20 protein-coding genes are annotated in these 24,616 nt (G+C 60.2%); 7 read left to right on the top strand and 13 right to left on the bottom strand.

The window, feature by feature from the left end:
- Positions 1-93: 93 nt before the first annotated feature.
- Entirely contained in the window at positions 94-669 is a 576-nt protein-coding gene (locus BTE54_RS12445) for a PRC-barrel domain-containing protein (RefSeq protein WP_059756996.1), read from the bottom strand.
- Between the two features lie 235 nt (positions 670-904).
- Here BTE54_RS12445 and BTE54_RS12440 point away from each other — a divergent pair, with 235 nt between their 5' ends.
- Complete coding sequence (locus tag BTE54_RS12440; RefSeq protein ID WP_078052661.1) at positions 905-2,629, top strand: sensor histidine kinase; 1,725 nt, start codon at positions 905-907, stop codon at positions 2,627-2,629.
- Between the two features lie 293 nt (positions 2,630-2,922).
- On the opposite strand, the gene BTE54_RS12435 is transcribed toward BTE54_RS12440, so the two are convergent.
- A complete protein-coding gene (locus BTE54_RS12435; protein ID WP_078052660.1) occupies positions 2,923-3,906 on the bottom strand; it encodes a sensor histidine kinase in 984 nt (327 codons plus the stop codon).
- Positions 3,907-4,007: 101 nt separating this feature from the next.
- Entirely contained in the window at positions 4,008-4,802 is a 795-nt protein-coding gene (locus BTE54_RS12430; protein ID WP_003522529.1) for a response regulator, read from the bottom strand.
- A gap of 138 nt (positions 4,803-4,940) precedes the next feature.
- Between BTE54_RS12430 and BTE54_RS12425 the strand changes: the two genes are divergently transcribed.
- Together BTE54_RS12425 and BTE54_RS12420 are read left to right on the top strand one after the other, a co-directional pair.
- Positions 4,941-5,147, top strand: coding sequence for a NepR family anti-sigma factor (locus BTE54_RS12425; protein WP_003522527.1), 207 nt, complete (start codon positions 4,941-4,943; stop codon positions 5,145-5,147).
- Positions 5,147-5,713: a sigma-70 family RNA polymerase sigma factor gene (locus BTE54_RS12420; protein WP_065657313.1), complete on the top strand. Its 567-nt coding sequence runs from the start codon at positions 5,147-5,149 to the stop codon at positions 5,711-5,713. Before BTE54_RS12425 ends, BTE54_RS12420 begins: the two co-directional genes overlap by 1 nt.
- A gap of 248 nt (positions 5,714-5,961) precedes the next feature.
- On the opposite strand, the gene BTE54_RS12415 is transcribed toward BTE54_RS12420, so the two are convergent.
- Positions 5,962-6,432, bottom strand: coding sequence for an Lrp/AsnC ligand binding domain-containing protein (locus tag BTE54_RS12415; RefSeq protein WP_078052659.1), 471 nt, complete (start codon positions 6,430-6,432; stop codon positions 5,962-5,964).
- Between the two features lie 176 nt (positions 6,433-6,608).
- On the opposite strand from BTE54_RS12415, the gene putA reads away from it, so the two are divergent.
- The gene (gene putA, locus BTE54_RS12410) at positions 6,609-10,283 is read left to right on the top strand and encodes a trifunctional transcriptional regulator/proline dehydrogenase/L-glutamate gamma-semialdehyde dehydrogenase (RefSeq protein ID WP_078052658.1); all 3,675 of its coding nucleotides are present in this window, start codon (positions 6,609-6,611) and stop codon (positions 10,281-10,283) included.
- A 41-nt stretch (positions 10,284-10,324) separates the two neighbouring features.
- Here the strand turns inward: putA and BTE54_RS12405 are convergent, their stop codons facing one another.
- The 4 genes from BTE54_RS12405 to BTE54_RS12390 form a co-directional block, all read right to left on the bottom strand.
- Positions 10,325-11,146, bottom strand: a complete 822-nt coding sequence (locus BTE54_RS12405) for an ATP-binding cassette domain-containing protein (RefSeq protein WP_078052657.1) — start codon at positions 11,144-11,146, stop codon at positions 10,325-10,327.
- A gap of 8 nt (positions 11,147-11,154) precedes the next feature.
- Positions 11,155-11,934, bottom strand: a complete 780-nt coding sequence (locus BTE54_RS12400) for an ABC transporter permease subunit (protein WP_065657316.1) — start codon at positions 11,932-11,934, stop codon at positions 11,155-11,157.
- Between the two features lie 21 nt (positions 11,935-11,955).
- Positions 11,956-12,909, bottom strand: a complete 954-nt coding sequence (locus BTE54_RS12395) for an aliphatic sulfonate ABC transporter substrate-binding protein (RefSeq protein ID WP_078052656.1) — start codon at positions 12,907-12,909, stop codon at positions 11,956-11,958.
- A gap of 239 nt (positions 12,910-13,148) precedes the next feature.
- Positions 13,149-14,678, bottom strand: a complete 1,530-nt coding sequence (locus tag BTE54_RS12390; protein WP_078052677.1) for an aldehyde dehydrogenase family protein — start codon at positions 14,676-14,678, stop codon at positions 13,149-13,151.
- Positions 14,679-14,880: 202 nt separating this feature from the next.
- On the opposite strand from BTE54_RS12390, the gene BTE54_RS12385 reads away from it, so the two are divergent.
- Entirely contained in the window at positions 14,881-15,783 is a 903-nt protein-coding gene (locus BTE54_RS12385; RefSeq protein WP_078052655.1) for a LysR family transcriptional regulator, read from the top strand.
- A gap of 12 nt (positions 15,784-15,795) precedes the next feature.
- Here BTE54_RS12385 and BTE54_RS12380 read toward each other — a convergent pair whose 3' ends face one another.
- Complete coding sequence (locus tag BTE54_RS12380; protein ID WP_078052654.1) at positions 15,796-16,776, bottom strand: glutathione S-transferase family protein; 981 nt, start codon at positions 16,774-16,776, stop codon at positions 15,796-15,798.
- Positions 16,777-16,880: 104 nt separating this feature from the next.
- Complete coding sequence (locus tag BTE54_RS12375; RefSeq protein WP_078052653.1) at positions 16,881-17,768, bottom strand: DMT family transporter; 888 nt, start codon at positions 17,766-17,768, stop codon at positions 16,881-16,883.
- 382 nt (positions 17,769-18,150) lie between these two features.
- Between BTE54_RS12375 and BTE54_RS12370 the strand changes: the two genes are divergently transcribed.
- Positions 18,151-19,482 (top strand): UDP-glucose/GDP-mannose dehydrogenase family protein, encoded by a 1,332-nt coding sequence (locus tag BTE54_RS12370; RefSeq protein WP_078052652.1) that lies wholly within the window; start codon positions 18,151-18,153, stop codon positions 19,480-19,482.
- An 87-nt stretch (positions 19,483-19,569) separates the two neighbouring features.
- Complete coding sequence (locus BTE54_RS12365) at positions 19,570-20,592, top strand: NAD-dependent epimerase (RefSeq protein ID WP_078052651.1); 1,023 nt, start codon at positions 19,570-19,572, stop codon at positions 20,590-20,592.
- Positions 20,593-20,594: 2 nt separating this feature from the next.
- On the opposite strand, the gene BTE54_RS12360 is transcribed toward BTE54_RS12365, so the two are convergent.
- The 3 genes from BTE54_RS12360 to BTE54_RS12350 are packed head-to-tail and all read right to left on the bottom strand — an operon-like array spanning position 20,595 to position 24,356.
- Entirely contained in the window at positions 20,595-21,641 is a 1,047-nt protein-coding gene (locus tag BTE54_RS12360) for a glutathione synthase (protein ID WP_003522515.1), read from the bottom strand.
- Positions 21,642-21,651: 10 nt separating this feature from the next.
- A complete protein-coding gene (locus BTE54_RS12355) occupies positions 21,652-23,529 on the bottom strand; it encodes a flavohemoglobin expression-modulating QEGLA motif protein (protein WP_078052650.1) in 1,878 nt (625 codons plus the stop codon).
- The gene (locus BTE54_RS12350; RefSeq protein ID WP_078052676.1) at positions 23,526-24,356 is read right to left on the bottom strand and encodes an N-formylglutamate amidohydrolase; all 831 of its coding nucleotides are present in this window, start codon (positions 24,354-24,356) and stop codon (positions 23,526-23,528) included. Before BTE54_RS12350 ends, BTE54_RS12355 begins: the two co-directional genes overlap by 4 nt.
- Positions 24,357-24,616 lie beyond the last annotated feature (260 nt).

The following is a 24,616-nucleotide window of genomic DNA, read 5'->3' as shown; positions in this document are numbered from 1 at the left end:
GAACAAACAAAAAAAGACACCGGCTGTTGGCCGGTGCCTTCCGCGGGACAGCTGATTGAAGCCGGTCCCGCTCCTGCCTCCCAGGGACGGGAATTAGGGCTTGGTGGCGGACGTCGTCGTGCTGTCAGGAGCCGCCGGCGTTGCCGCATTCTTTTCGCTGGCCTTCTGTTCCAGCGTCTTGAATTCGGGAGCCGCCTTCAGCGTTTCCGCCGTTTCGGTCGTGGTCAGGCGGATGGTGCCGTCCTGCGCGTTGCGCGTCATCGTTACCTTGTCCATCGGAACGGCAACATCCTTTGCGCCGATACCCAGGAAGCCGCCGACGCCGATCACGGCCGCAACCAGACCACCGTCTTCTTCCATGATCAGGTTGGTGACGTTACCGATGCTTTCATCGGCCGCGGTATAGACCGCCTTGCCGATATAATCATTGGCGCTGACCTGCGTTTCGCCCTGTTCGGTGAGATAAGCGCCGCCTGTCGTTGTAGCCGCGCTGTCATTGGTCGAAGGAGCAGCAGGCGTCATCGGTGTGGCGGGCGGGGTTGCAGGCTCCGTCTGCGCACTCGGATTTGCCGGCGCAGGCTGGGTCGTGCCCTGAGCGATGGCCAGCGGCGCGAAAGCCGTCGTGCCCATCAGAGCGGCAGTGACGAGGATTGTAAGTTTCTTTGCCATTTCGTACCTTCCTTTCATCGTTCTCAACTGGCCGGCGGTGATGAATTTTATGTCCGCTCCTCGGCCGGTTCGTATGGCAAACGGGTTGGTCGTTGAAATAGTTCCGATTTTTTCAACCGAGTCTGTGCGATTGTGACCGACCGCAACAACCGAAGGTAAAAATCAGGCATTGCTAAAGGGGGACGGCACGGTATTATCCGTGTCGTAACAATGCCATAACTGCCGGAGTTTTTGTATGCCTCGACCCGGCGACAGACTGAAAGACATGATCTCGGCTTTGCGTCGGCGCAGTGCGAATTTTTTCCCGACCGCCTCCATCGGCACCTATCTGGTGGTGATGGCTACCGTCATTACTCTGCCGCTCATTCTTTTCGGCGGCTATCTGATGCTGCGCCTCGAGGCGGAAAAACGCGACGACCTGCAACGGGAAACAATCGAGGATGTACGGGTAGTCTCCCGCAACATCGACCGCCGCCTGCAGGAAATCGCCACCTCGCTCAATCTTCTGTCGCAATTCCCGGAACTTGAGAGCGGCAACCTCGCCGCGTTTCAGGGGCGCGTCGCCGACAGTCTGAAGCGGGAGGGCCTTTACGCCATTCTCGCCACCAAAGATGGTCAGCAGCGTCTCAATACACGCGTGCCCTATGGCCAGCCACTCGGCAAGGTGCCGGCGGAAGCCAATCTGGCCAAGGCGATCGACTCCCGCCGCATCACCGTCTCGGACATGTTTTTCGGCTCGACCAGCAAGGAATGGGTGTTCAACGTCACCATGCCGCTAGGCCCGGACCTGGACCCCGCCGGAGACGCCCTGATCCTGACGCAGAATACCAGCGACCTGAGCAGGCTCATCCCCACGGAAAACCTGCCGCGCAACTGGGCGGTCGCCATCATTGACGGCAATAACCGCGTTGTCGTCTCAAGCGCGCCCGAAGAGGCGGAAGTGGGCAAGCCGTTTGTCACCCCCGATGTACTTTCGGAAATGCAGGCCTTCAGCGGCAATTTTTTCGACGGCAAGGGTAATCTCTACGCCTATGCTCAATTGCCGGGCTGGCAATGGAAGACGGTGATGTGGGGTCCGCTCGCCGCAAGCCAGGCGGCGCTGATAGACACCTGGCGGCAGATGATGATCGGCAGCCTGATGCTGGTGCTGATTGCCATTGGCGGCGCCTATCTGGTCGGCCGGCAATTGCGCAGCTCCATCCGTGACCTGACCCTGATGGCCGAGCGCATCGGCGAAGGCGAAATCGTCGCGCCCGTCGATACCAAGATAAAGGAGGCCAATCAGGTCGCCATCGCGCTCTCCAACGCATCCTTCGACAGAAGCCAGTCGGAAGAGCGCCTGCAATTGCTGCTGCACGAGCTGGTTCACCGTTCCAAGAACATTCTGACGCTGGTTCAGGCGATGATACGGCAATTGGGACGCGAAAATAAAAGCATTCCGGAATTCCAGAAGGAAGTCGATCACCGCCTGCGCGGCCTTGGAATGTCGATCCGGGCCCTGGCGGAGGTTCAATGGCAGGGTCTGCCGATTCGCAAGCTGATTGAAACCCACCTCGATGTTTTCGGAACCGTGGCGCAGCGCATCGTGCTGGTGGGAGAGGATTTCATGCTTTCCCCGGAAGCGGCACAGAATTTCGGTCTGGTGGTCCATGAGCTGACGACGAATTCCATCAAATACGGCTCATTGTCGGCTCCAGCGGGAAAAATTACCCTGCGCTGGCAGTCGCGTGAAAAAGACGGGCGGCAGATGATCCATCTCGTCTGGACCGAAACGGGCGGACCGCCCGCCAGAGAACCGAGCCGCAAAGGCTTCGGCACCACGGTCATCAAAAGGCATGCGGAAGGCGCCTTCGGCGGGCAGGTGCTGACGGAATATCGTGAATCCGGCTTCGAGTGGTCGCTGGAAGCGCCGATGCGTTACTTCACGCCCAAACGATCGGAACAGACAGGCACGCATTAAGGCCGCGACTTGCGGACCTATCCGCTGTGCAGACGGCAAAAAACCGGCAAAATGGCCGGTATTTTGCGCAATGTTAAAAAAACGCATTTTTTGGGAACCGAATCCGGTCATGCGTGTTTTTACTGCAGGCCAAGCAATTCCCCCGTCCCCGCCTGAAGCTTGGCTGAAAATAAACAGGTTTCGCCCCTGAAAACCTGTCATGAAAATAGCACGGCTCTTTCATGAGCCGTGCTATTTGTTTTGGCTTTCATGAAATGAAAGATGAACCCGGCGTTGCGCGCGATATCGCGATTTCAGGCATCCGCGCCGTCGCCGGAAGGAAATTTCAGCCGGTAGACGATCCGTTCCGGCGTCAACTCGTATTCGGCGCTTCCCCCCAATGCGGAGGGAACCACCTTTTCCAGCACCACGCTGCCGAAGCTGCCGCGCCGGGTCTCCGCCGGCTCTTTCGACGGCATCATCGGCTCATTCCATTCAACGATATAAAAATCACCCTCCTGCCAGCATTGCAGGGATATGGGCGGGTGATAGGCGAGATTGCCGCTATGGCTGACGGTGTTGACGACCAGCTCGTGGAAGGCGAGCCCGATATAGAGCGCGCCATTCGGATTGAGCAGCAGGTTTTCGCCTTCCATATGGATGAGGTTCGGATATTCCGGCACATAAAGATCGAATTGCTGGCGCAACAACTCGAATATGCGCGCGCCCCGCCAGTCCGAATCGGTAATGAGATCCTGACTCTGGGCGAGAGCGTGTAGTCTGCCGCGGAACTTGCGCAGAAAATCATCCTTGGTCAGGCTGAACCGGGCCGTCTGGCCGGCAAGGCTCTGGATGATCGCCAGGAGGTTCTTGGAACGGTGGCTGACCTCGCGCAGCAGCGAGCGCAGAAGCTGCTCGCGCCGCCTTTCCGCCGTCACCTCGCGAATGGTGGTTTTCATCACCACCTGGTTCGTCTGGTTAAGAGTGGAATGAACCTGAAACTGGAAGACGCGATCATTGCCGGCATTGACTTCCAGCATGCCGCGGCTGCCCGCCGTGTTCATGTCCTTCTTGAGATCGGCCAGTCGGGCGGAGAGATCGTTACCGAAGAGATTTTCATCTGTGGGACGGGATTCTGCCGGAATTTTCCAGACATCCGGCAGATTGGCCACGAATATATAGTCGCGGTTCCAGTCCTGCAGCATGACTGTCTCACCCGAATCGAGCAAGGCGAGGACGAGCGAATCGTGAAGTTCGCTTTCGTCCCTCTCCGCGTTATGCCATGCCAGCCGATGCAAATTCGTCTCCTTGCAGAAAGCCGCGGGGCAGCCCCACGACCGTAACCGCCAACGCCCGGGCACCAGAGTGGTTCCCGGTCAGTCTGCGGTTTCGGCAAAATTCACGCCGCGACGCGTGAGCTTTCGTTGAAAAACAGGGCCTGGCTGATAAGCGCTTTCACCATGTCCGGATTAAACGGCTTCGTCACAAGGAAGGTCGGCTCCGGCCGCTCGCCCGTCAGAAGACGCTCGGGGAAGGCGGTGATGAAGATTACCGGCAGCGTGGTCATCTGCAGGATGTCCTTCATTGCATCGAGACCGGAACTGCCATCGGCGAGCTGAATATCGGCAAGGATCATCTTCGGCTGGGTGCGATGGAAGAGATCGAGCGCTTCCGTGTGGGTGCGGGCGATGCCCGTGACGCGGTGGCCGAGATCGGTGACCATCTGCTCGATATCCATGGCGATCAGAGGTTCGTCCTCGATGATCATGATATCGGTTGCCACCTGGCGGGCGATTTCAGAGGCTGCCTCATCGATCAGCTTGCCAACCTGATCTTCGGAGACTTTCAGAACCTCTGCGGTTTCCGAAGGTGTGAATTCTTCGACCGTGGTCAAAAGGAACGCCTGGCGGGCCAGCGCCGGCACGGCGGAGAGGTTGGCCGAGGCGCGTTTTTCCCATCCCGACAGGTTTTCGTCGGTCTTAATATTGATCGTGACGGAACTAAAGATCGATACGAACAATTGATAGAGCGAAACGCGATCGCTGCTTGTCTGCGGAAAAATGCTGATATCGGCGATCAGAGCTTCGAGTGTTGCCGCAACATAGGCATCGCCCGTCGATTGTGAGCCGCAAACGGCACGCGCGAACCTGCGCAGATATGGCAGGTGCGGTGCGATGCGTGTAGAAACTGACATGGAATTCTCCCCTTTCATGCGGTCTGCAACGCAAACCCACGATAGCAACGTGCGCGTTGCAAAAAAAGTTCCGTTCCGCCGGAACTATTTTTTTCACGGCGCATTCTTTGCCACGACGCAAAAGGAATACCGGACGTTATGAGCATATTTCAATCGGACCAAGATCAGCCGGACAATTCGGCCGCCCCCCAGGTTCCACACTCCGGGCGGGCGGTGATTTCCCGTAAGCTCAGGGAGCTTTATGATGCCGTTCAGGATGAAGGCATCCCTGACAAATTCCTCGACCTTCTCGAAAAACTCGATGAAGCCGAAAGCAGAGCCAAAATGAAGGCTTCGGAGGAATGATGGCGAAAGAGCCGGAGCTGACAGAATACAACTTCAAACGGGAAATGCTGGCGGCGCTGCCGAACCTGCGCGCCTTCGCTATTTCTCTCATCCGCTCGCGGGACCGTGCCGACGACCTCGTGCAGGACACGATCATGAAGGCATGGGCGAAACAGGATAGCTACCAGCCGGGCACCAATATGCGGGCATGGCTGGTAACGATCCTGCGCAACGAGTTCTACAGCCAGATCCGCAAATCCGGCCGTGAGGTGCAGGATACGGACGGGGTCTATACCTCGCGCCTGTCCGTGCCGCCAGAACAGCATGGTTCGGTCGACCTTCAGGACTTCCGCGCAGCACTCGCAAAGCTGCCGGACGACCAGCGTGAAGCGATCCTGTTGATCGGGGCTTCGGGTTTTGCCTACGAAGAAGCCGCCGAAATCTGCGGTTGCCCAGTCGGCACCATCAAGAGCCGTGTCAGCCGCGCAAGGCTGCGCTTGCAGGAATTGCTCGGCATCGAAAACGAAAACGAGTTCGGCCCGGACGCGCAGATGACCGCGGTGACCGCCGCCGCCACGGCGCGCTGAGAGCGCTGAATTCGAACAGCGGTGAACGGGCAGGCCTACGTCTGCCCGTTAAGACGATGACAAACGCCGCAAACCTCTCCTCCGTCATGCCGGACTAGATCCGGCATCCAGCCACGGCGCGTCTGCGCCGTGAAAGGACTCTCTCGCGATCAATGACTTGATCGCACTGGACCCCGGATCTAGTCCGGGGTGACGGTGTGCGGATGATACGGCGAGCGCGCGCCTGCCACTGTCTTCGTGTCACCCCTTCAGATGCCGGTTTCCTTGACCGATTGCATGACCACGAAGGTCGAGGTGTTGGCGACGGATGGCAGGCTTGAGATTTTCTCGCCGAGTACCCTTCGATACTTGCGGATATCGCTGGTGCGCACCTTCAGAAGATAATCGAAGGCGCCGGCGATCATGTGGCACTCCTCCACTTCCTTGATCTTGCGCACCGCCGCGTTGAATTCCTCCAGCGCCTTTTCGCGCGTATCGGAAAGCTTTACCTCGGCGAAGGCGATGTGATCGACACCGAGCTTCTGCGGATTGAGCATGGCGCGGAAGCCGAGAATATAGCCCTCATCCACCAGCCGTTTCAGCCGTGTCTGGCAGGGCGTCTTGGAAAGACCGACCCTTTTCGAGAGCTGCAGCACGGACATGCGCCCGTCTTCGCTCAGCGCCTCCAGAATCTTGAGATCGAAATGATCCAGATCGTCTGTTTTTTGACTATTAACCATGTTATTTTACGCCAAATCTCAAAAATAAAAGTTCATATTGCCTGTTTTAACCTGAAAATAGGGCCATAGCAATTTCTGCGGTAATGATATTGTCTGCCACAGGATAACAAGCGGCGGGCGGAGGACACGCTGCCGCCGAAGGTCTGTCTTCAACAGCGTTTTCAGGATTTTTCAGAATGGCCGATGGTGCAAGCAACGCCGGTGTAGTGGCGAACGGTATCTTCCAGAATTTTGCGCCGCCGGTGCGCGAGCAAAGCCTGCTGCGCAAGGCGATCACCGCCGCCTATCGTCGCCCGGAGGAAGAATGCCTGGCGCCGCTGGTCGAGGCGGCAACGGTAACGACGGAAGAAACGAAAGCCATTCGCGACACGGCCCGCAAACTGATCGAGGCATTGCGCGCCAAGACCAGGGGCACCGGCGTCGAAGGTCTGGTGCAGGAATATTCGCTCTCCAGCCACGAGGGCGTGGCGCTGATGTGCCTTGCCGAAGCGCTGCTGCGCATTCCCGACACAGCCACCCGCGACGCGCTCATCCGCGACAAGATCGCCCGTGGCGACTGGAAGTCCCATATCGGCGGCGGGCGCTCGCTCTTCGTCAACGCCGCCACCTGGGGCCTCGTCATCACCGGCAAGCTGACCTCGACGGTAAACGATAGCGGCCTTTCGGCGGCGCTGACCAAGCTGATCGCCCGCGCTGGCGAACCCGTCATCCGCCGTGGCGTCGATATGGCCATGCGCATGATGGGCGAACAATTCGTGACCGGCGAAACGATCGGCGAAGCGATCAAGCGTTCGAAGCCGCTGGAAGAACAGGGCTTCCAATATTCCTACGACATGCTGGGCGAAGCCGCGACCACCGCCAAGGATGCGGAGCGTTATTACAAGGACTACGAAAACGCCATCCACGCCATCGGCAAGGCATCGGCCGGGCGCGGCATCTATGGCGGTCCGGGCATTTCCATCAAGCTTTCGGCGCTGCATCCGCGTTACGCCCGCGCGCAGGCGGAGCGGGTGATGGCGGAGCTTCTTCCACGCGTCAAATCGCTGATGCTGCTCAGCAAGAAATACGATATCGGCCTCAACATCGATGCGGAGGAAGCCGACCGTCTGGAACTGTCGCTTGACCTTCTGGAGGAACTGGCGCTCGACAGGGACCTCGCCGGCTGGAATGGCCTCGGTTTCGTCGTGCAGGCCTATGGTCGCCGCTGCCCTTTCGTTCTCGACTACATCATCGATCTCGCCCGCCGCTCGGGCCGGCGTATCATGGTGCGTCTCGTCAAGGGCGCCTATTGGGATGCGGAAATCAAGCGCGCGCAGGTGGAGGGGCTGGAGGACTTCCCGGTCTTCACCCGCAAGGTCCACACGGATGTCTCCTACATTGCCTGCGCCCGCAAGCTGCTCGCCGCACGCGATCTGGTCTTTCCGCAGTTTGCGACCCACAATGCGCAGTCCATGGCGACGATCTACCATCTCGCCGGCCCCGGCTTCAAACTCGGCGACTATGAGTTCCAGTGCCTGCATGGCATGGGCGAACCGCTTTACAGCGAAGTCGTCGGCAAGAAGAAGCTCGACCGGCCCTGCCGCTTCTATGCTCCCGTCGGCACCCATGAGACGCTGCTGGCCTATCTCGTCCGCCGCCTTTTGGAAAACGGTGCGAACTCTTCCTTCGTCAACCGCATTGCCGACCCCGCCGTGCCGGTGGATTCCCTGCTGGAAGACCCGGTCGCGGTGCTCAAGGCCTATCCCGTTCCCGGCGCGCGTCACGACCGCATCGCCGCCCCTGCCGGCCTGTTCGGCCCGGAACGCAAAAATTCCGCCGGCCTCGATCTTTCCAGTGAAACGACGCTCGCCGCACTGGACAAAACCCTGAAGGCAGGTGCTGCGACGGAATGGAAAGCGTCGGCGCCGCAGGCGGGTGGCAAAACGCGCCCGGTTCTCAACCCCGGCGACCACAATGATATCGTCGGCCATGTGACGGAGCCCACCGAATCCGATGTCGAAGCCGCCATGCAGCGGGCGGTGGCCTCTAACTGGCCATCCACCCCGGTGGAAGAGCGCGCCGCCTGCCTGGAGCGCGCCGCCGACGCCATGCAGGCCGAAATGCCTGCCCTGCTCGGCCTCATCATGCGCGAAGCGGGAAAATCCATGCCGAACGCCATTGCCGAGGTGCGCGAGGCCATCGACTTCCTGCGTTATTACGCGGCGGAAGCCCGCAGAAACTTCAAGACCGGCGAAACGCCGCTCGGCCCGGTCGTCTGCATCAGCCCGTGGAATTTCCCGCTCGCCATCTTCATCGGTCAGGTGACGGCGGCGCTGGTTGCCGGCAATCCGGTTCTTGCAAAGCCCGCCGAAGAAACGCCGTTGATTGCGGCCCAGGGCGTGCGCCTGCTGCATGAGGCCGGCGTTCCGCAGGATGCCGTGCAGCTTCTGCCGGGCGACGGCAAGACGGGTGCCGCACTTGTTGGCTCACCCCTTACAGCCGGTGTAATGTTCACAGGCTCGACGGAAGTGGCGCGGCTCATTCAGGGTCAGCTTGCCGGCCGGGTTCTGGCCAATGGCCAGCCGGTTCCGCTGATTGCCGAGACCGGCGGCCAGAACGCCATGATCGTCGATTCCTCTGCACTTGCCGAACAGGTCGTTGCCGATGTCATTGCATCCGCTTTCGACAGCGCCGGCCAGCGCTGCTCGGCGCTGCGCATTCTCTGCCTGCAAGAAGATGTGGCGGACCGCACGCTGACCATGCTGAAGGGCGCGCTGCACGAATTGCGGATCGGCCGCACCGACAAGCTTTCCGTCGATGTCGGTCCCGTCATTACCGCCGAGGCGAAGGGCATCATCGAAAAGCATATCGAGGGAATGCGCGGGCTCGGCCATCGCATCGAACAGATCACGCTTGCCGGCGAAACCGGCAAGGGCACCTTCGTGCCGCCAACGATCATCGAGATGAAATCGCTCGCCGATCTGAAACGCGAAGTCTTCGGCCCGGTGCTGCACGTCATCCGCTTCAAGCGCGACAATCTCGACCGGCTGATCGATGAGATCAACGCTACCGGCTATGGCCTGACCTTCGGCCTGCATACCCGTCTCGACGATACGATCCAGCATGTGCTGTCGCGCGTCGCGGCCGGCAATCTTTATGTGAACCGCAACATCATCGGCGCGGTGGTTGGCGTGCAGCCGTTTGGCGGACGCGGCCTTTCCGGCACCGGCCCAAAGGCGGGCGGTCCGCTTTATCTCGGCCGCATGACACAGGTTGCCCCAAAGATAGACCGGGTTGCGAGCCAGCAGGATCAGGCCGCAGTCGATCTTGCCCGCTGGCTGGATGAAAACGGCGAAACCGTTGCGGCCGAAGCCGCACGACAGACGGCAGTTCTTTCCGGCCTCGGTTTCGAAACCGAGCTGGCGGGTCCTGTCGGCGAGCGCAATGTCTATGCGCTGCATCCGCGTGGAAAGGTTCTGCTGGTTCCGGCAACCGAACAGGGGCTTTACCGCCAGCTTGCGGCAGCGCTCGCGACCGGAAACGCGGTTGTCATCGACAACGCTTCGGGACTGGAGAAATCCATTTACGGACTGCCGGCAACCGTGACCTCACGCATCGTCTGGGCCGATGACTGGGCGAAGTCCGGTCCTTTCGCCGGCGCGCTGGTCGAGGGCGATGCGGAGCGTATCGTGGCGGTCAATAAAAAGATCGCCGCCCTGCCCGGCCCGCTGGTTCTCGTTCAGGCCGCGGCAACGGAAGCGCTTTCCGCGGACAGCCAGCCCTATAACCTCGACTGGCTGGTCGAAGAAGTCTCCGTCAGCGTCAACACCACAGCCGCCGGCGGCAATGCCAGCCTGATGAGCATTGGCTGATGATATCGTCCGGCGGGGTCTCGGCCCTGCCGGTTCATGCCTTATCCGTTGGTCTCGCCGCGGCCGAAGAGCTGGTTCAGAACCTGCTCTTCCAGCCTTGCGAATTCCGCCGTGCCATGACGGCGCGGACGCGGCAGTTTCACATCGAGATCGAGCGCGATGCGCCCTTCATCGATGACGACGATGCGATCCGCAAGCGCCACGGCCTCCGATACATCATGCGTGACGAGCACGGCGGTGAATTTCTGCTTGCGCCAGATGCGCTCCAGCAGAAGCTGCATTTCAATGCGGGTGAGCGCATCGAGCGCGCCAAGCGGCTCATCCAGCGCCAGAATCTGCGGATGGGCCACCAGCGCGCGCGCCAGCGCCACGCGCTGCTTCTGGCCGCCGGAAAGCACATAGGGCCATTCGCCAGCCCGGTCTTTCAGACCGACCTCTTCGAGAATTGTAAGCGCCTGTTCCTGCGCCGCCTCGCCCTTGGCGATGCCGGTCAGCCCCACGGAGACGTTGCTCGCGATACGTTCCCACGGCAGAAGACGCGGCTCCTGAAACATCATGCGGGTGCGGCTCGATGCGTCCTTCGAGACGGTTCCGGTGGTCGGCGTGTCGAGGCCGGCCAGAATGCGCAGGAGCGTGCTCTTGCCGCAGCCGCTCTTGCCGATGATGGCCAGAAACTCGCCTTCCCGCACATCGAGATCGATGCCGCGCAGAACCGGCTTGTCGCCAAAACTCTTCGCCACATTGCGGAAGCTGAAGGCGACCTTGCCGTCGCTCGTCTTCTCGCGTTGTTCGATTTTCGCCTGCGACGGGAGGGATGGCGGGGCATCCGGGCGTCTCAGCGTCGTCACATTGCCGGTCGACATGGGTTACCTCAGACTTTCTTGAAGGCTGGATGCCATTGCAGGAAGACGCTTTCGAGGAAGCGGGCGAAACTGTCGGCCAGCTTGCCGAGAAGCGCATAGATGAGGATCGACAGAACCACGACGTCGATCAGCAGGAACTCGCGCGCCTGCATGGCCATATAGCCGAGGCCGGACGAGGAAGAGATGGTTTCGGCGACGATGAGCGTCAGCCACATGATCCCGAGCGCATAACGCAAGCCGGTGAAAATGGCGGGCAGCGCGCCGGGCAAAATGACCCGCCGGAACAGCGTAAAGGGCGACATGCCATAGGTACGGCCCATTTCCACCAGTTGCGGATCGACACCCTGAATGCCGAGCAGCGTGTTGATGTAGATCGGGAAAAACACACCGAGCGCGACGAGGAACAGCTTCGCCTCCTCATCGATGCCGAACCACAGGATGACGAGAGGAATGAGCGCCAGATGCGGAATGTTGCGGATCATCTGCAGCGTCGTATCGGTGAAGCTGCGGGAAAATTTGGAGAGGCCATTGGCCAGCCCAAAGATGAAACCGATGGAGCCGCCAATGGCGAAACCGGCGAGTGCGCGGGCGGAACTGACGCCGATATTGGCGACAAGCTCACCCGAGAGCAGAAGCCGCCAGAAGGCTTCTGCGACAGCCGAAGGGGCCGGCAGCACATTGGCGGAAATCAGACCGGCACGCGCCGCCGCCTCCCAGCCCGCAAGAATGAGGGCGGGGAGCAGCCAGCCTGTGATGCCGCCAATCTCGATACGCTTTGCGGTGCTCATGGCATACCCTCCGGCTCTTGCTCAGTTCGTCGCGCCCGACCAGACGGCATCCTTGATGCTGATCTGTTTCGGGATGAGGCCGAGACGATAAAAGCGGTCGGCGGTTTCCTGCTGGCTGGCGACGATCTTGTCGTCGATCCTGGTAATGCCGAATTCCGAGCGGTTCGCGGCAAGCGTCTGCGCCTCCAGCGGCACGCCCGTCACCTCATGCAAAGCTGCGGCGACCTTGTCGCGGTTGGCGGCGGACCATTTCGCCGCCTCGCCCAGAGCATCGATGGTGATGTTGATGGTGTCTGCATTGGATTTGGCGTAATCGCGATTGGCGAGGAAATAAGTGCTGACAGCAAGCACATCGCTGGTGCGGGCCAGAGTGACCGGCTTGTAGCGAGTCTCCGCAATCGCATAGAACGGATCCCAGACGGCCCAGGCGTCGATCTTGTCGCTGGCGAAGGCGGCGGAAGCATCGGCGGGGCTGAGATACACCACCTCGATGTCGCTGAATTTCAGGCCGTTCTTCTCCAGCGCCGCCACCAGCAGATTATGCGCGCTGGTGCCCTTGCCGACACCGACCTTCTTGCCCTTGAGATCGGTAACCGATTTGATGCCGCTTTCAGGCTTGGTGAAGATCGCCTCACCCTTGCCGTTCGAAGGAAGGGCCGCGACATAAACGATGGCGGAACCGGCCGCCTGCCCGAAGATCGGCGGCGCATCCCCCGTCCAGCCGACATTGATGGAGCCGACATTCAGCGCCTCCACCAGCGGCGGGCCCGCCGTGAATTCGACCCAGGAAACCTTCACGCCCTTGGCCTCCAGCGCCTTTTCGATGACACCCTGCTGGCGGGCGATCACCGGCAGGCCGGTTTTCTGATAACCAATCTTCAGCTCTTCCGCCGCCCGGGCCTGCGGCGGCAGGATCGAGAATGCGGCGGCAACAAAAAGGCTGGCGGAAAGCGCGCGGCGGGTGATGGCTGGCATTTTATCTCCTTGTCACCAGCCCCTCTGGCCGGTTCACGATATGGAGCAATGCTAGGGTTTTCCATTAAAACGATAGAGAGACAATAATTCAATATGAGCAATATTGCGGGAATAAAATTCCGCGCAAATGCCTCTTTTCCGCAAATCGTCGCGGACACCCTCGTCCGACCCATCGAATAGAAATGCCGGCGCGGATGGAGCCGCGCCGGCATGATGGATCAATTTCTCTGTGGAAGCGATTATTCGATATCGAAGGAAACGCCCTGCGCCAGCGGCAGCGCCTTGGAGTAGTTGATGGTGTTGGTGGCGCGACGCATATAGGCCTTCCACGCATCCGAACCGGATTCACGGCCGCCGCCGGTTTCCTTTTCACCGCCGAAGGCGCCGCCGATTTCCGCACCCGAGGTGCCGATATTGACGTTGGCGATACCGCAATCGGAGCCTTCCGACGACAGGAACCGTTCCGATTCCTGGATGTCGCGGGTGAAGATCGATGAGGAAAGACCAGCAGCGACGGCGTTATGGTCGTCTATCGCCTGATCGAGATCGCTATATTTCATGACATAGAGGATCGGCGCGAAGGTTTCTTCCAGCACAGGTCCCGCCTGCTTCGGCATTTCGACAAGCGCCGGCTTGACGTAATAGGCATCCGGCGCACCCGTATCCACACGACCGCCGCCATTCACCACGCCATCATGGGCTTTCGCCGCTTCGAGGGCCTTCTGCATGCCGTCGAAAGCCGCCTTGTCGACCAGCGGGCCGACGAGTGCGGAGGTTTCTAGCGGGTTGCCGACGGAAACGGAGGCATAGGCCTTTTTCAGACGCGGCACGAGCTGGTCATAGACGCTGTCATGCACGAAGAGACGGCGAAGCGTGGTGCAGCGCTGGCCGGCCGTGCCCATGGCGCCGAAGGCGATGGCGCGCAGCGCCATGTCGAGATCGGCGGAAGGGCAGACGATGCCGGCATTGTTGCCGCCGAGTTCCAGAATGGCGCGGGCAAAGCGTTTCGCCAGACGCGGGCCGACATCGCGGCCCATGCGGGTGGAGCCAGTGGCGGAGACGAGCGGCACCTTGGGATTGTCCACCAGAGCTTCACCCACCGCGCGGTCGCCGATCAGAAGCTGCGAAAGACCTTCCGGCGCATCGCCGAAACGGGCGGCCGCGCGCTCGAAGATGCCCTGAACGGCAAGCGCCGTGAGCGGGGTCTTTTCCGAAGGCTTCCAGACCACCGAATTGCCGCAGACGATGGCAAGCGCCGCATTCCACGACCAGACGGCGACCGGGAAGTTGAAGGCGGAGATGACGCCGACGACGCCGAGCGGATGCCAGGTTTCCATCATGCGATGGCCGGGGCGTTCGGTGGCGATGGTGAGACCATAAAGCTGGCGGGAAAGGCCGACCGCGAAATCGCAGATATCGATCATTTCCTGCACTTCGCCGAGGCCCTCGGAGGGAACCTTGCCGGCTTCGAGCGACACGAGACGGCCGAGATCGGCCTTGAAGGCGCGCAGCTCTTCGCCGAGCAGCCGGATCAGCTCACCGCGACGGGGCGCCGGCACATTGCGCCATGCCTTGAAGGCGGCATCGGCCCGGTCGATCACGGCTGCTACACCCTCGACCGAAACGGTCTTGAGGCTTGCGACCTGTTCACCCGTCACCGGGCTGAAGGAGGCCATATCGCCGCCGGTATAAAGATCGCGGGCAACGCCCATCCTGTCGAGCAGGGCCGCGGCTTCCTGTTTCACGTCGAGCTTCGTGGTCGCATCCATGTCCATCGTCCTTTTGGCTTAAAAGGGGAGGAAAGGCCGTTTCGATACGGCGCTTTCAACTCCCGTCACTCTTCTTTCCCCGAATTTGCCATTCGTTCTGTGAAACTGGCGTTTTACACCGTTCCATTCTTTCCCGTAATCATATATGGGCATAATGGCCCTTTTCCAATGAGGAAAGCGGGTAAGTTGATGCGAGAATGGAATGGATCCGCGCAGAAGACTGGTCCCTGACATCGTTACCCTGCAGGCGTTCGAATGCGCGGCACGGCATGGCAATTTTACGCGTGCGGCGGAAGAACTCAACCTCACGCAGAGCGCGGTGAGCCGGCAGATCGGCGAACTGGAAGCGCAGACGGGAATGCAGCTTTTCGAGCGCATCCGCAGGCGGGTGGTGCTTTCGGAGGCGGGGCGTAAATTCCTGCCCGATGTGCGCCGCCTGTTGCAGCAATCCGAACAGCTGATGGTGCGCGCGGTCTCGGCCGGAACTTCACACGCATCGCTTTCCGTCGCGACGCTGCCGACATTCGGCAGCCGCTGGCTGATGCCGCGCCTCCACCGCTTCATCGACGACAATCCGGAAATAACGATCACCATCGGCTCGCGCTCGCATCCCTTCGATTTCGATGAGGAAGGGTTCGATCTCGCCATTCACTACGGCCAACCGGTCTGGGCGCATGGCACCTGCACATTTTTGTGCAACGAGGTGATCGTGCCGGTCGCAAGCCCCGCCCTGCTGCGCCGCGCCAGCGTGAGCAAGCCGCAGGATCTGACCGGGCAGCCGCTGCTGCATGTGACGACGCGGCCGAAACTATGGACGGAATGGCTGGAGATGAACGGGGTGACAGCCGAGAATGCCTATCAGGGCAGCCGTTTCGACCAGTTCTCGATGATCATTGAGGCCGCCGCAAGCGGCATCGGCTTTGCCCTTCTGCCGAAATATCTCATCGAGGCGGAGATCGTCTCCGGCCGCCTCGAAATCGTCTTCGACATCCCCTTGCAGACCGACAAGAGCTATTACGTCGCCCTTCCGGAAGGACGGCAGGACAATGCGCTGGCCCGCGCCTTTCAGGCCTGGCTGCTCGATCAGGTCGGCAAACCGGTGTAATCCGTCATCCGCTCAGTTCGAAGGATGGAGAGAAACGTCATACAGCCCCGGAAGATCGGGGCCGACGGGCACGATGCGGGTCGGGTTGAGCGCCTTGATGGAATAATAACCGCGCTTGATATGGTCGATATTGACCGTGTCGCGCACGCCCGGAATGGTCAGCACTCGCATCATATAGGCCTGCAGCGCAGGATAATCGGCGATGCGGCGAAGATTGCATTTGAACAGGCCATAATAGGCGGCATCGAAACGAACCAGCGTCACGAAGAGCCGGACATCCGTTTCGGTCAGCAGATCGCCGAACAGGAAAGGTCCGCCTGAGATGAGGCGGTTTTCGAGCTCCTGAAGCGTCGCGAACACATCGGCGCAGGCCTCTTCGTAGGCGACCTGCGTGGTGGCGAAACCGGTTCTGTAAACGCCGTTGTTGAGGCGCGGATAGATGTGGTCATTGAAAGCATCGATCTCATCGCGCAGCGCTTCCGGATAGAGGTCCACGCTATTATCGGCCAGATCGCCGAAACCGGAATTCAGCATGCGCAGAATATCGGCGGATTCGTTGTTGACGATGGTTTTCGTCTTTTTGTCCCAAAGCACGGGCACGGTGGCCCGGCCGGTATAATGCGGATCCGCGCTGGTATAGACCTCGTGCATATAAGTGAAGCCGTTGAGCGTGTCGCGGTCCGAACCCGGATAGTCGCCGAATTTCCAGCCCTCGTCGGAAAGGGCGGGCTCAACCACGGAAACGGAAATCACCTCCTCCAGCTTCTTGAGCTTTCGGCCGATCAGCGTGCGCGATGCCCATGGGCAGATCAGCGCGACGTAAAGATGATAACGGCCGCTTTCGGCCGCAAAACCGCCCTCACCCGTCGGCCCCGCCGAACCGTCAGGCGTTACCCAGTTGCGGAAACCGGAAGTCTGGCGAACGAAGCCGCCCTTCTTGTCGGTTGCCTGCACCGGATGCCATTCGGCGGTCCATTTTCCATCCACGAGCATTTGCGGCTCTCCGTTCATCTAAAGATGAAAGCCTTATGGGCCGGGTTGCCGCCGCTTCACAAGCCGCGCTTCGGTTGACGCACTGTTTCCGATCAAGGGTGAGTTCAAAGCCGATTGCGGAAAAACGGGTTCCAGCGCACGGTGCCAAGCCTCACCTTTTCGCGGATCATCGTCAGCAGTCCCGATGCGGCGATGACGGCCAGACCCAGCACGGCGACCGCATCCGGATATTCGTGGAAGAAAGCCATGCCGATCGCCACCGCCCAGAGGATTTGCGAATAATGCGATGGCGCGATCTGGCTCGCCGGCGCGATGCGGGTTGCAACCAGAAGGGTGATCTGCCCCGTTGCCGTGCAAAGGCCGATGAAGGCGAAGGCCAGGAGCTGGTGCAGGTTGGGCATGACGAATTCGGGGATGGAGGCAACGCCGTTGAAGGTGAGGCCGTAAATCAGCAGCACGCCCATGATCGAAGTGCGCTTTTCCTTGCCCGCAAGCGAGCGCAGCAAAACGATGGTCATCGCCGCCAGGAACGCAACGCCGATGGCGGCGAAATGTCCGAGTTCGAGTGTCTTGAAGCCCGGCCGCACGACGAGGATGACACCGACGATACCCGCCAGAACCGCCGCCCAGCGCCATGGACCGATATTCTCCTTCAGCACGACGGCGGAAAGCACGGTGACGAAGAGCGGCGACAGGAAGATCAGCGCATAGGCTTCCGCCAGCGGAATGGTGGTGAAGGCATAGATGCCGAAAATACCGGCGAAAAGGCCGGAGATGGCGCGTCCGTGCACGGCGAAGGGCCGGCTCATGCGCCAGAATTCACGCCACCTTTCCTCGCGCGGCTTGCTGAAGAAAATGAAGATGCCGGAAAACAGAATGCTGAAGAAGCCGATTTCGAAAACGCTGATCTGCGATCCAAGCGACTTGATGGTGGCATCGCCCATGGAAAAGGTCGCATAAGCGAACAGACCGAGCAGAAAACCCTTTTGCATTTGAACGTCCCCAAACACCGACCGCAATGCAAAGCATCCCCCGGCCGCGTAGAAGGCGACCCGGACGCCCCTTGAAGGGACAGACAGTCTGGCAGATTTGATCCTCACCCTATGGCTAGACCCGGCTACCTATGAGTGCAAGCCGGAAAAACGGCAAAATTGATCGATTGAACCCAACCGATGAAAATGGCTGCAAGGTGCGGCAAATTTGTCCCGCCATGGCCATCACATCCCCGTCATGGAAAGAGGTTAGCCGGTGTTCATCGTGGCGCTTGGCGGCGGGCATGAAGGCGGCTAAATATTATCATGCGATTTTCATCCGCCGATTTCCCCGGCTGATATTGCTGCGTTACCATGGCCTCGCTAACCGAAAGGAAAAAGAATGCGGATTGTGATGATCGGTTCGGGTTATGTCGGCCTCGTGTCCGGCGCGTGTTTTGCGGATTTCGGCCATGACGTGGTCTGCGTCGACAAGATGCCGGAGAAGATCGAGGCCCTGAAAAACGGCCATATTCCGATCTTCGAACCGGGTCTGGAGACCATCGTCGCCAACAATGCCAAGGCCGGGCGGTTGAGCTTCACCACCGATCTTTCCGCAGCCGTTGCCAATGCCGATGTCGTTTTCATCGCGGTCGGCACGCCCTCGCGGCGCGGCGATGGCCATGCCGATCTTGGTTATGTCTATGCGGCGGCGAAAGAGATCGCCCATGCGCTTGACGGTTTCACGGTCATCGTCACCAAATCCACCGTTCCCGTCGGTACCGGCGACGAGGTAGAGCGTATCATCCACGAGGAAAACCCCTCGGCAGATTTTGCCGTGGTTTCCAATCCGGAATTCCTGCGCGAAGGTGCGGCCATCGAGGATTTCAAGCGGCCGGACCGCATCGTCGTTGGCCTTTCGGACGAGCGCGCCCGCCCCGTCATGACCGAAGTTTACCGCCCGCTTTACCTCAACCAGTCGCCGCTGCTCTTCACCACAAGGCGCGCTTCCGAACTCATCAAATATGCCGCCAACGCCTTTCTGGCGATGAAGATCACCTTCATCAACGAGATGGCTGATCTCTGCGAAAAGGTCGGCGCCAATGTGCAGGATGTCTCGCGCGGCATCGGTCTCGATGGCCGTATCGGCCCGAAATTCCTGCATGCCGGCCCCGGTTATGGCGGTTCCTGTTTCCCGAAGGACACGCTGGCGCTTGCCAAGACCGCGCAGGATTATGATGCGCCGGTGCGGCTGATCGAGACCACCATCGCCATCAACGACAACCGCAAACGCGCCATGGGCCGCAAGGTCATCAATGCGGTGGGCGGCGATGTGCGCGGCAAGAAGATCGCCGTGCTTGGCCTTACCTTCAAGCCGAATACCGACGACATGCGCGACAGCCCGGCAATCGCCATCATCCAGACCCTGCAGGATGGCGGTGCGAAAGTGGTCGGTTACGATCCGGAAGGCATGGCGAATGCCCGCCATCTGATGGAAGACATCGAATACGCGGCCGGCCCCTACGAGGCGGCGGAAGATGCCGACGCCGTGGTGATCGTGACGGAATGGAACCAGTTCCGCGCGCTCGACCTTCCGCGCCTGAAGGCGATCATGAAACATCCGGTGCTGGTGGATCTGCGCAATATCTACCGCACCGATGAGGTCGCCGCGCATGGTTTCATCTATGCCGCCGTCGGTCGCCCGCATGAAGGCGGTTCCGACAAGGGCGCATAGAGGTTTCGTTTTCGCCATTTCATCAAAAAGGTTTTCTGCGCTTCGGTCAGACCGCAAACGTACCAACGAATTCGGGATATAATCATCATGCGTTATCTGGTTACCGGCACGGCTGGCTTCATCGGCTTTTATGTTGCCAAGCGGCTGTTGGACGCCGGCCACTTCGTGACCGGTTTCGACGGCATGACGAAATATTACGATGTCAGCCTCAAGGAAAAACGCCACGCCATTCTTTCCCGCTCCAACGGCTTCCGTGCCGAAATCGGCATGCTGGAAGATACGGATGCGCTGAAGCGCGCGGCAGAGGCCGCCGAGCCTGAGATCATCATCCACCTCGCGGCACAGGCAGGCGTTCGTTACAGCCTTGAAAATCCGCGCGCCTATATCGATTCCAACCTCATCGGCTCGTTCAACATGCTGGAGCTCGCCAGAAGCCTTGAGGTCAAGCACCTGATGCTGGCATCGACCTCCTCCATCTACGGCGCCAACGAGAAAATCCCCTTCGCGGAAAGCGACAAGGCCGACGAGCCTATGACGCTTTACGCCGCCACCAAAAAATCGATGGAGCTGATGGCGCACAGCTATGCCCATCTGCACAAGCTGCCTACCACCGCCTTCCGTTTCTTCACGGTCTACGGCCCGTGGGGGCGGCCGGACATGGCGCCAATCAAATTTGTCGACGCGGTCTCCAACGGCCGGCCGATCGATATTTACGGGCAAGGCAATATGAGCCGCGATTTCACCTATATCGACGATCTGGTGGAGGGCATCGTCCGGCTGAGCACGGTCATCCCGTCCGAGGAAAACCGTGTTACGCAGGAAGGCGTCACCGACACGCTGTCGCACCACGCACCCTTCCGCGTGGTCAATATCGGCGGCGGCCAGCCGGTGGAGCTGATGCATTTCGTCGAAACGGTCGAAAAGGCGGTCGGGAAACCCGCGATCCGCAATATGCTGCCGATGCAGCAGGGCGATGTTCCCCGCACCTTCGCCTCTCCCGATCTTCTGAGGGCATTGACCGGTTACGTGCCGCAAACCCCGGTCGAAGAGGGCATCAAGGCCCTCGTCGCCTGGTATCGCGAGATGCACCCGGCCGAATTACGGGAATAACCTCACAGCGTCGCCAGCAGGCGGTTGGAGATGGTGCCGCCGGAAGCGCTCTGCATGGTGATCTTGGTTTCCACGGCCTCGATGATCGTGTCGCTGAAATCCATCTCCGTGAGATCGCGGATATTGGAAAGGCCACCCGGGGAAAACACGTTCACTTCCAGTATCTTGTCGCCAACGATATCGAGCCCGACGAGGAACATGCCGTCCTCCACCAGCTTCGGCCGCACCATTTCGGCAAGCGCCACGATCTCATCCGTCACCTTCACGGCTTCCGCCGTGCCATGGGCATGGATATTGGAGCGCAGGTCGCCCTTGGCGGGCACACGGCGAAGGGCGGCATATTTGCCTTCACGCATCAGCGGACGGCCATTCATCATGAAGAAGCGGATGTCGCCATCCTTGGCGGCCGGCAGATAAGCTTGCGCGATCAGATATCCCTCAAGGCTCACCGCCTCGAAAATCTGGTTGAGATTGGTCTCTTTGCTGGAGCCGATCTTGAAGACGTTCTTGCCGCCCGAGCCCTGCAGCGGCTTGACGATGACGCCCTTGGGGTGCGCGTCGGCAAAGGCGCGGATTTCCTCGACATTGCGCGAAATGATCGTGGTCGGGCGGACGATTTCGGGAAAACTCTGAAAATAGAGCTTGTTCTGCGCGAGCGCCAGACCTTCGGGATCGTTCAGCACGACGACGCCCCGCTGTTCGGCCAGCCGCCCGAACAGGATGCCGGCATGCACCGCCCATGGCCGCGTCGTCTGGTCGAGCGAGGGATCGTTGCGCAGCATCAGCGCATCGATTTCCTCTACATCCATGGTTCGCCGCTCCAGCGCCTTGTCCTGAAGCGTGGAATGGAACGTCTCGCCTTTCTTGATTTTGCCCTTCGGCAGCACGGTGGCGTGAATGGTCAGGCTGTCGTCCGAGCGTAATGTGAAATCGCCGGGCGTCAGATAGACCACCTCGTGGCCGCGATTGAGCGCCGCCATGGCAAGCAGCCCGGTCGCGTAGTTCGGTCCCTCTGTTTCGATGGAATTGACGAAAAATGCGATACGCATGAAGCCCCTCCTATAATGTCGCCAGTTCGGCAATGGATAATCCCGCCCGTATTTTTTCCAGCCGTTCATTGGCCTTGGCGGGCAGCAGAAATGCGGGCCTGACGCCCGGCGGCCGCAACAGGCCGCGCAGGGCAAGCTCCTGCATCACCGGAAAATGGGCGGCGGCGATCTTGCCCATCCAGAACGGATCGAGCGCCCCGCCCCTGCGCAGATGGTCCAGCACCTCCACCAGCCCGCGCAGATAGATCGCATCCTTGGAAAGACCGCCGCCGCGATAGATGCGCAGCACCATGTTGAAGGCCCCGGCCTCATCGAAACCGTGATCGCGGGTCATGGTGCGGAAGGTCTCCACGAAGCTCGCCCCATCCAGCATGGCGGCGCAGCCGATAACGCGGCCGGCGATCAGCCGCAGGCGCTCACGCGTCATGCCGCCGGCCAGATGTTCCGCCAGCACCGCCAGCCCTTCCTGCACGCCCTCATAACCGGAAAGGCCGGTGCGGAAGAGACGCAGCCCCTGAAACGAGCCGTTGAAATAGGTCAGAAGATGCACGCCGATCTCATGCGACAGCAGTGCCTCGACACGGCGCTGTTCCATGACAGTGTGGCGGGAAATCAAAAGCTTCTCACCCGTCACCATCAGACCCGGCGGCAGGTCGTCGCGGATTTCAACGCGCGCCTTGAATTCCGGGGCTTCCGCAAGATAGGTCTCGACCATCTCCCGCGACTTCTTGGCGACCGCATAACAATCGACCATGGCGATTTCGCCGCTCTCATCCCTGCGCGGACAATCCGCAAGCACCCGCAGCGCCAGCTGAAGAAGGGCCGGTTCGACAGCGCCATAAAGGGCGCGCGAAAAATCGGTGAAGGTGGGATGGTGCAGATTGGCGAGCATCGTCAGCTGCAGATCGATCTCCTGCTGTTTCTCCCGATAGAGATTATAAAGCACCGGGTCTTCCAGATGATCGAACACGACGGAATAAAGCTTGCGTTTCTGCTCCTCGACATCGACGCCGAGCGGCCGGTAGAGCAGGCGCGGCGCAAACTGAAAGCCGCCATCGCGAAACTCCTCGAAGGCCCGGCGAGCGTTGATGGGCGTGACGGAAAGCAGAAAATCGAAGGATGAAACAATATCGTCAATGGACCGGTCGGCACGCCTGACGGCATCGACGAAAGCCTTGCGCCCCAGCGCCCGATGGCTGGTAACCTTGAGCGCGTCCTTGCCCGAAGCGAAGGATGAAAAAGCCTGCAGACCGGCATCGAAAAGATCGGCGATCATCGTCACCCGCAGGCCCGGATAATCCGCACCGGATTCCGGCTGGCGGTAGATCGGCGCAAAACGCACGCTGATACAGGGAAAATCAAGGCCCGCTTTTTTGAACCGCAGAACCGGATCGGCATCCGGTTCCGGCCGGGTGATGCGCGGCGTGCGAAAACGCACTTCGGCATCGCAAACCGCCTTGATGAAGACCCGGCGGGCATTCTGCGTTTCTGGCTCAGCCGTCGCCGAGACGGAAACCTCATAATGCGGCAGGAAAGGCGAATCGTCGGCCAGCAGGATGTCATGCTCCAGCTCACCGATATCAAGGACCATGAAAGCGCCAAAGCGCTGCCGCATGACCGTGCCAACGGCCTCGATCAGCGGTGCTGCCTCCTGAATGGTCGACGCGATCAGATAGGAGGCGTGGGCGGCGGCGATATCGCGGGCGGCGAGATTTTTCGTGCCGCCGGTCAAATGCAGGCAGAGGAACGGCAGCGGCCGGTCGATATGCAGACGACCGTCTTTGCCGACATCGCGGCGGATGGCTTTGCCGGCCTCCAGGCAGGACACGACATCATCGACCAGATCGGCGATGGGAGACGGTGCGCTGCGGGCGGGAGAGAGATTCATCGCCGCGACCTCAGGCACTCTTCGAGCACCGGCTGGAGTGCTGTTATCGCTTGACGAATATCCGCCACCACACGCGCATCCGGCTTTCCCGTCCACTCGTCCATGAAGAATTTCTTGAACTCGATTGCGATGGCGCAGCCATTTTCGGCGAACCTTTCGTGGATGAAACGGGTCTGCTCCCCCTTGCCCTGGAACGCAACGTTCTCGCGAACATCGAGGCGGCGTCCGCCGATGGTCGCTGACGCGAAATGGTGCCCGACCGCGCTCACGATATCGCCCCAGCGGCTGCGATCCATGGAAAAGGTGCCGATATTGATATCGGGCGCCTCCGCCTGCGCCGTCGGCGGCGCAACGGCGCCCTGCCGACGATGGTTATAGCTGTGTACATCCAGCACGACGAAGGCGCCGTGCCGCCTTTCGATTGCGGAGAGCACGGTCTCCAGCATCGCATAATAGTCGGCATGAAAATCGAGCGATTGCCGGATAGCCTCCTGCGCCGGCTCCTCTTTCCAGACCTCAAGCCCCCAGGATTGTTCCGGCTTCAGATAGATCGCCTGATCGGCCGCACGGTTGAGATCGATTTCGAAACGCGAATGGTGAACGACGAGACGGTTCGTCAATCCGGCGATCATTTCACCGGTGAAAGGGTCTTCCTCCCGCAGCCGCTGTTCCGGGGAAAGGGCGATGAGCCCGGATACGTCCGGTCTAATGCGATGACCGTCGTGAATGGCCGTGCCGATAACCGGTGAGTTGCCGAAATCGATCGACCAGAAACCCTTGTTGTCGTTGTTACCGTGGTGTTCGCCGTCGCTCTGTCTGGCTGCCATGCTGCCTCCCCTGCATCGGGGATAAAACAGCGGGACATGCCCGTTTGTTCCGGTAAAAAATTGCGCGCGATACATTCGGCACCGGCAACAAGGCCGCCGAAAAAACTGCGGAACCTTACCGGAAAGCTCACGTTGTTCCAGCAGGAGGGGCCGCCGTGTCAAACGGACGCGATGGCGCTGAAGAACATCGGGATTTTTCCGTTTTCTCCCGGTGGCCAACGAAATGGCAGCCGAGCTTCTTACCCATCCGGCACCCCTCC

The organism is Agrobacterium sp. YIC 4121 (assembly GCF_002008205.1).
In the GTDB taxonomy this organism is placed as follows: Bacteria; Pseudomonadota; Alphaproteobacteria; order Rhizobiales; family Rhizobiaceae; genus Agrobacterium; species Agrobacterium leguminum.
This window is presented reverse-complemented; position numbering and strand designations above follow the sequence as displayed.

Excerpts from the sequence above, each read along its gene's own strand:
- BTE54_RS12355 (WP_078052650.1), bottom strand. The coding sequence starts at position 23,529 with ATGAATCTCTCTCCCGCCCGCAGCGCACCGTCTCCCATCGCCGATCTG.
- BTE54_RS12360 (WP_003522515.1), bottom strand. The coding sequence starts at position 21,641 with ATGCGTATCGCATTTTTCGTCAATTCCATCGAAACAGAGGGACCGAAC.
- BTE54_RS12390 (WP_078052677.1), bottom strand. The coding sequence starts at position 14,678 with ATGGATGCGACCACGAAGCTCGACGTGAAACAGGAAGCCGCGGCCCTG.
- putA (WP_078052658.1), top strand. The coding sequence starts at position 6,609 with ATGGCCGATGGTGCAAGCAACGCCGGTGTAGTGGCGAACGGTATCTTC.
- BTE54_RS12350 (WP_078052676.1), bottom strand. The coding sequence starts at position 24,356 with ATGGCAGCCAGACAGAGCGACGGCGAACACCACGGTAACAACGACAAC.
- BTE54_RS12415 (WP_078052659.1), bottom strand. The coding sequence starts at position 6,432 with ATGGTTAATAGTCAAAAAACAGACGATCTGGATCATTTCGATCTCAAG.
- BTE54_RS12440 (WP_078052661.1), top strand. The coding sequence starts at position 905 with ATGCCTCGACCCGGCGACAGACTGAAAGACATGATCTCGGCTTTGCGT.
- BTE54_RS12385 (WP_078052655.1), top strand. The coding sequence starts at position 14,881 with ATGGATCCGCGCAGAAGACTGGTCCCTGACATCGTTACCCTGCAGGCG.
- BTE54_RS12425 (WP_003522527.1), top strand. The coding sequence starts at position 4,941 with ATGAGCATATTTCAATCGGACCAAGATCAGCCGGACAATTCGGCCGCC.
- BTE54_RS12380 (WP_078052654.1), bottom strand. The coding sequence starts at position 16,776 with ATGCTCGTGGATGGAAAATGGACCGCCGAATGGCATCCGGTGCAGGCA.
- BTE54_RS12420 (WP_065657313.1), top strand. The coding sequence starts at position 5,147 with ATGGCGAAAGAGCCGGAGCTGACAGAATACAACTTCAAACGGGAAATG.
- BTE54_RS12395 (WP_078052656.1), bottom strand. The coding sequence starts at position 12,909 with ATGCCAGCCATCACCCGCCGCGCGCTTTCCGCCAGCCTTTTTGTTGCC.
- BTE54_RS12375 (WP_078052653.1), bottom strand. The coding sequence starts at position 17,768 with ATGCAAAAGGGTTTTCTGCTCGGTCTGTTCGCTTATGCGACCTTTTCC.
- BTE54_RS12430 (WP_003522529.1), bottom strand. The coding sequence starts at position 4,802 with ATGTCAGTTTCTACACGCATCGCACCGCACCTGCCATATCTGCGCAGG.
- BTE54_RS12365 (WP_078052651.1), top strand. The coding sequence starts at position 19,570 with ATGCGTTATCTGGTTACCGGCACGGCTGGCTTCATCGGCTTTTATGTT.
- BTE54_RS12400 (WP_065657316.1), bottom strand. The coding sequence starts at position 11,934 with ATGAGCACCGCAAAGCGTATCGAGATTGGCGGCATCACAGGCTGGCTG.
- BTE54_RS12370 (WP_078052652.1), top strand. The coding sequence starts at position 18,151 with ATGCGGATTGTGATGATCGGTTCGGGTTATGTCGGCCTCGTGTCCGGC.
- BTE54_RS12445 (WP_059756996.1), bottom strand. The coding sequence starts at position 669 with ATGGCAAAGAAACTTACAATCCTCGTCACTGCCGCTCTGATGGGCACG.
- BTE54_RS12405 (WP_078052657.1), bottom strand. The coding sequence starts at position 11,146 with ATGTCGACCGGCAATGTGACGACGCTGAGACGCCCGGATGCCCCGCCA.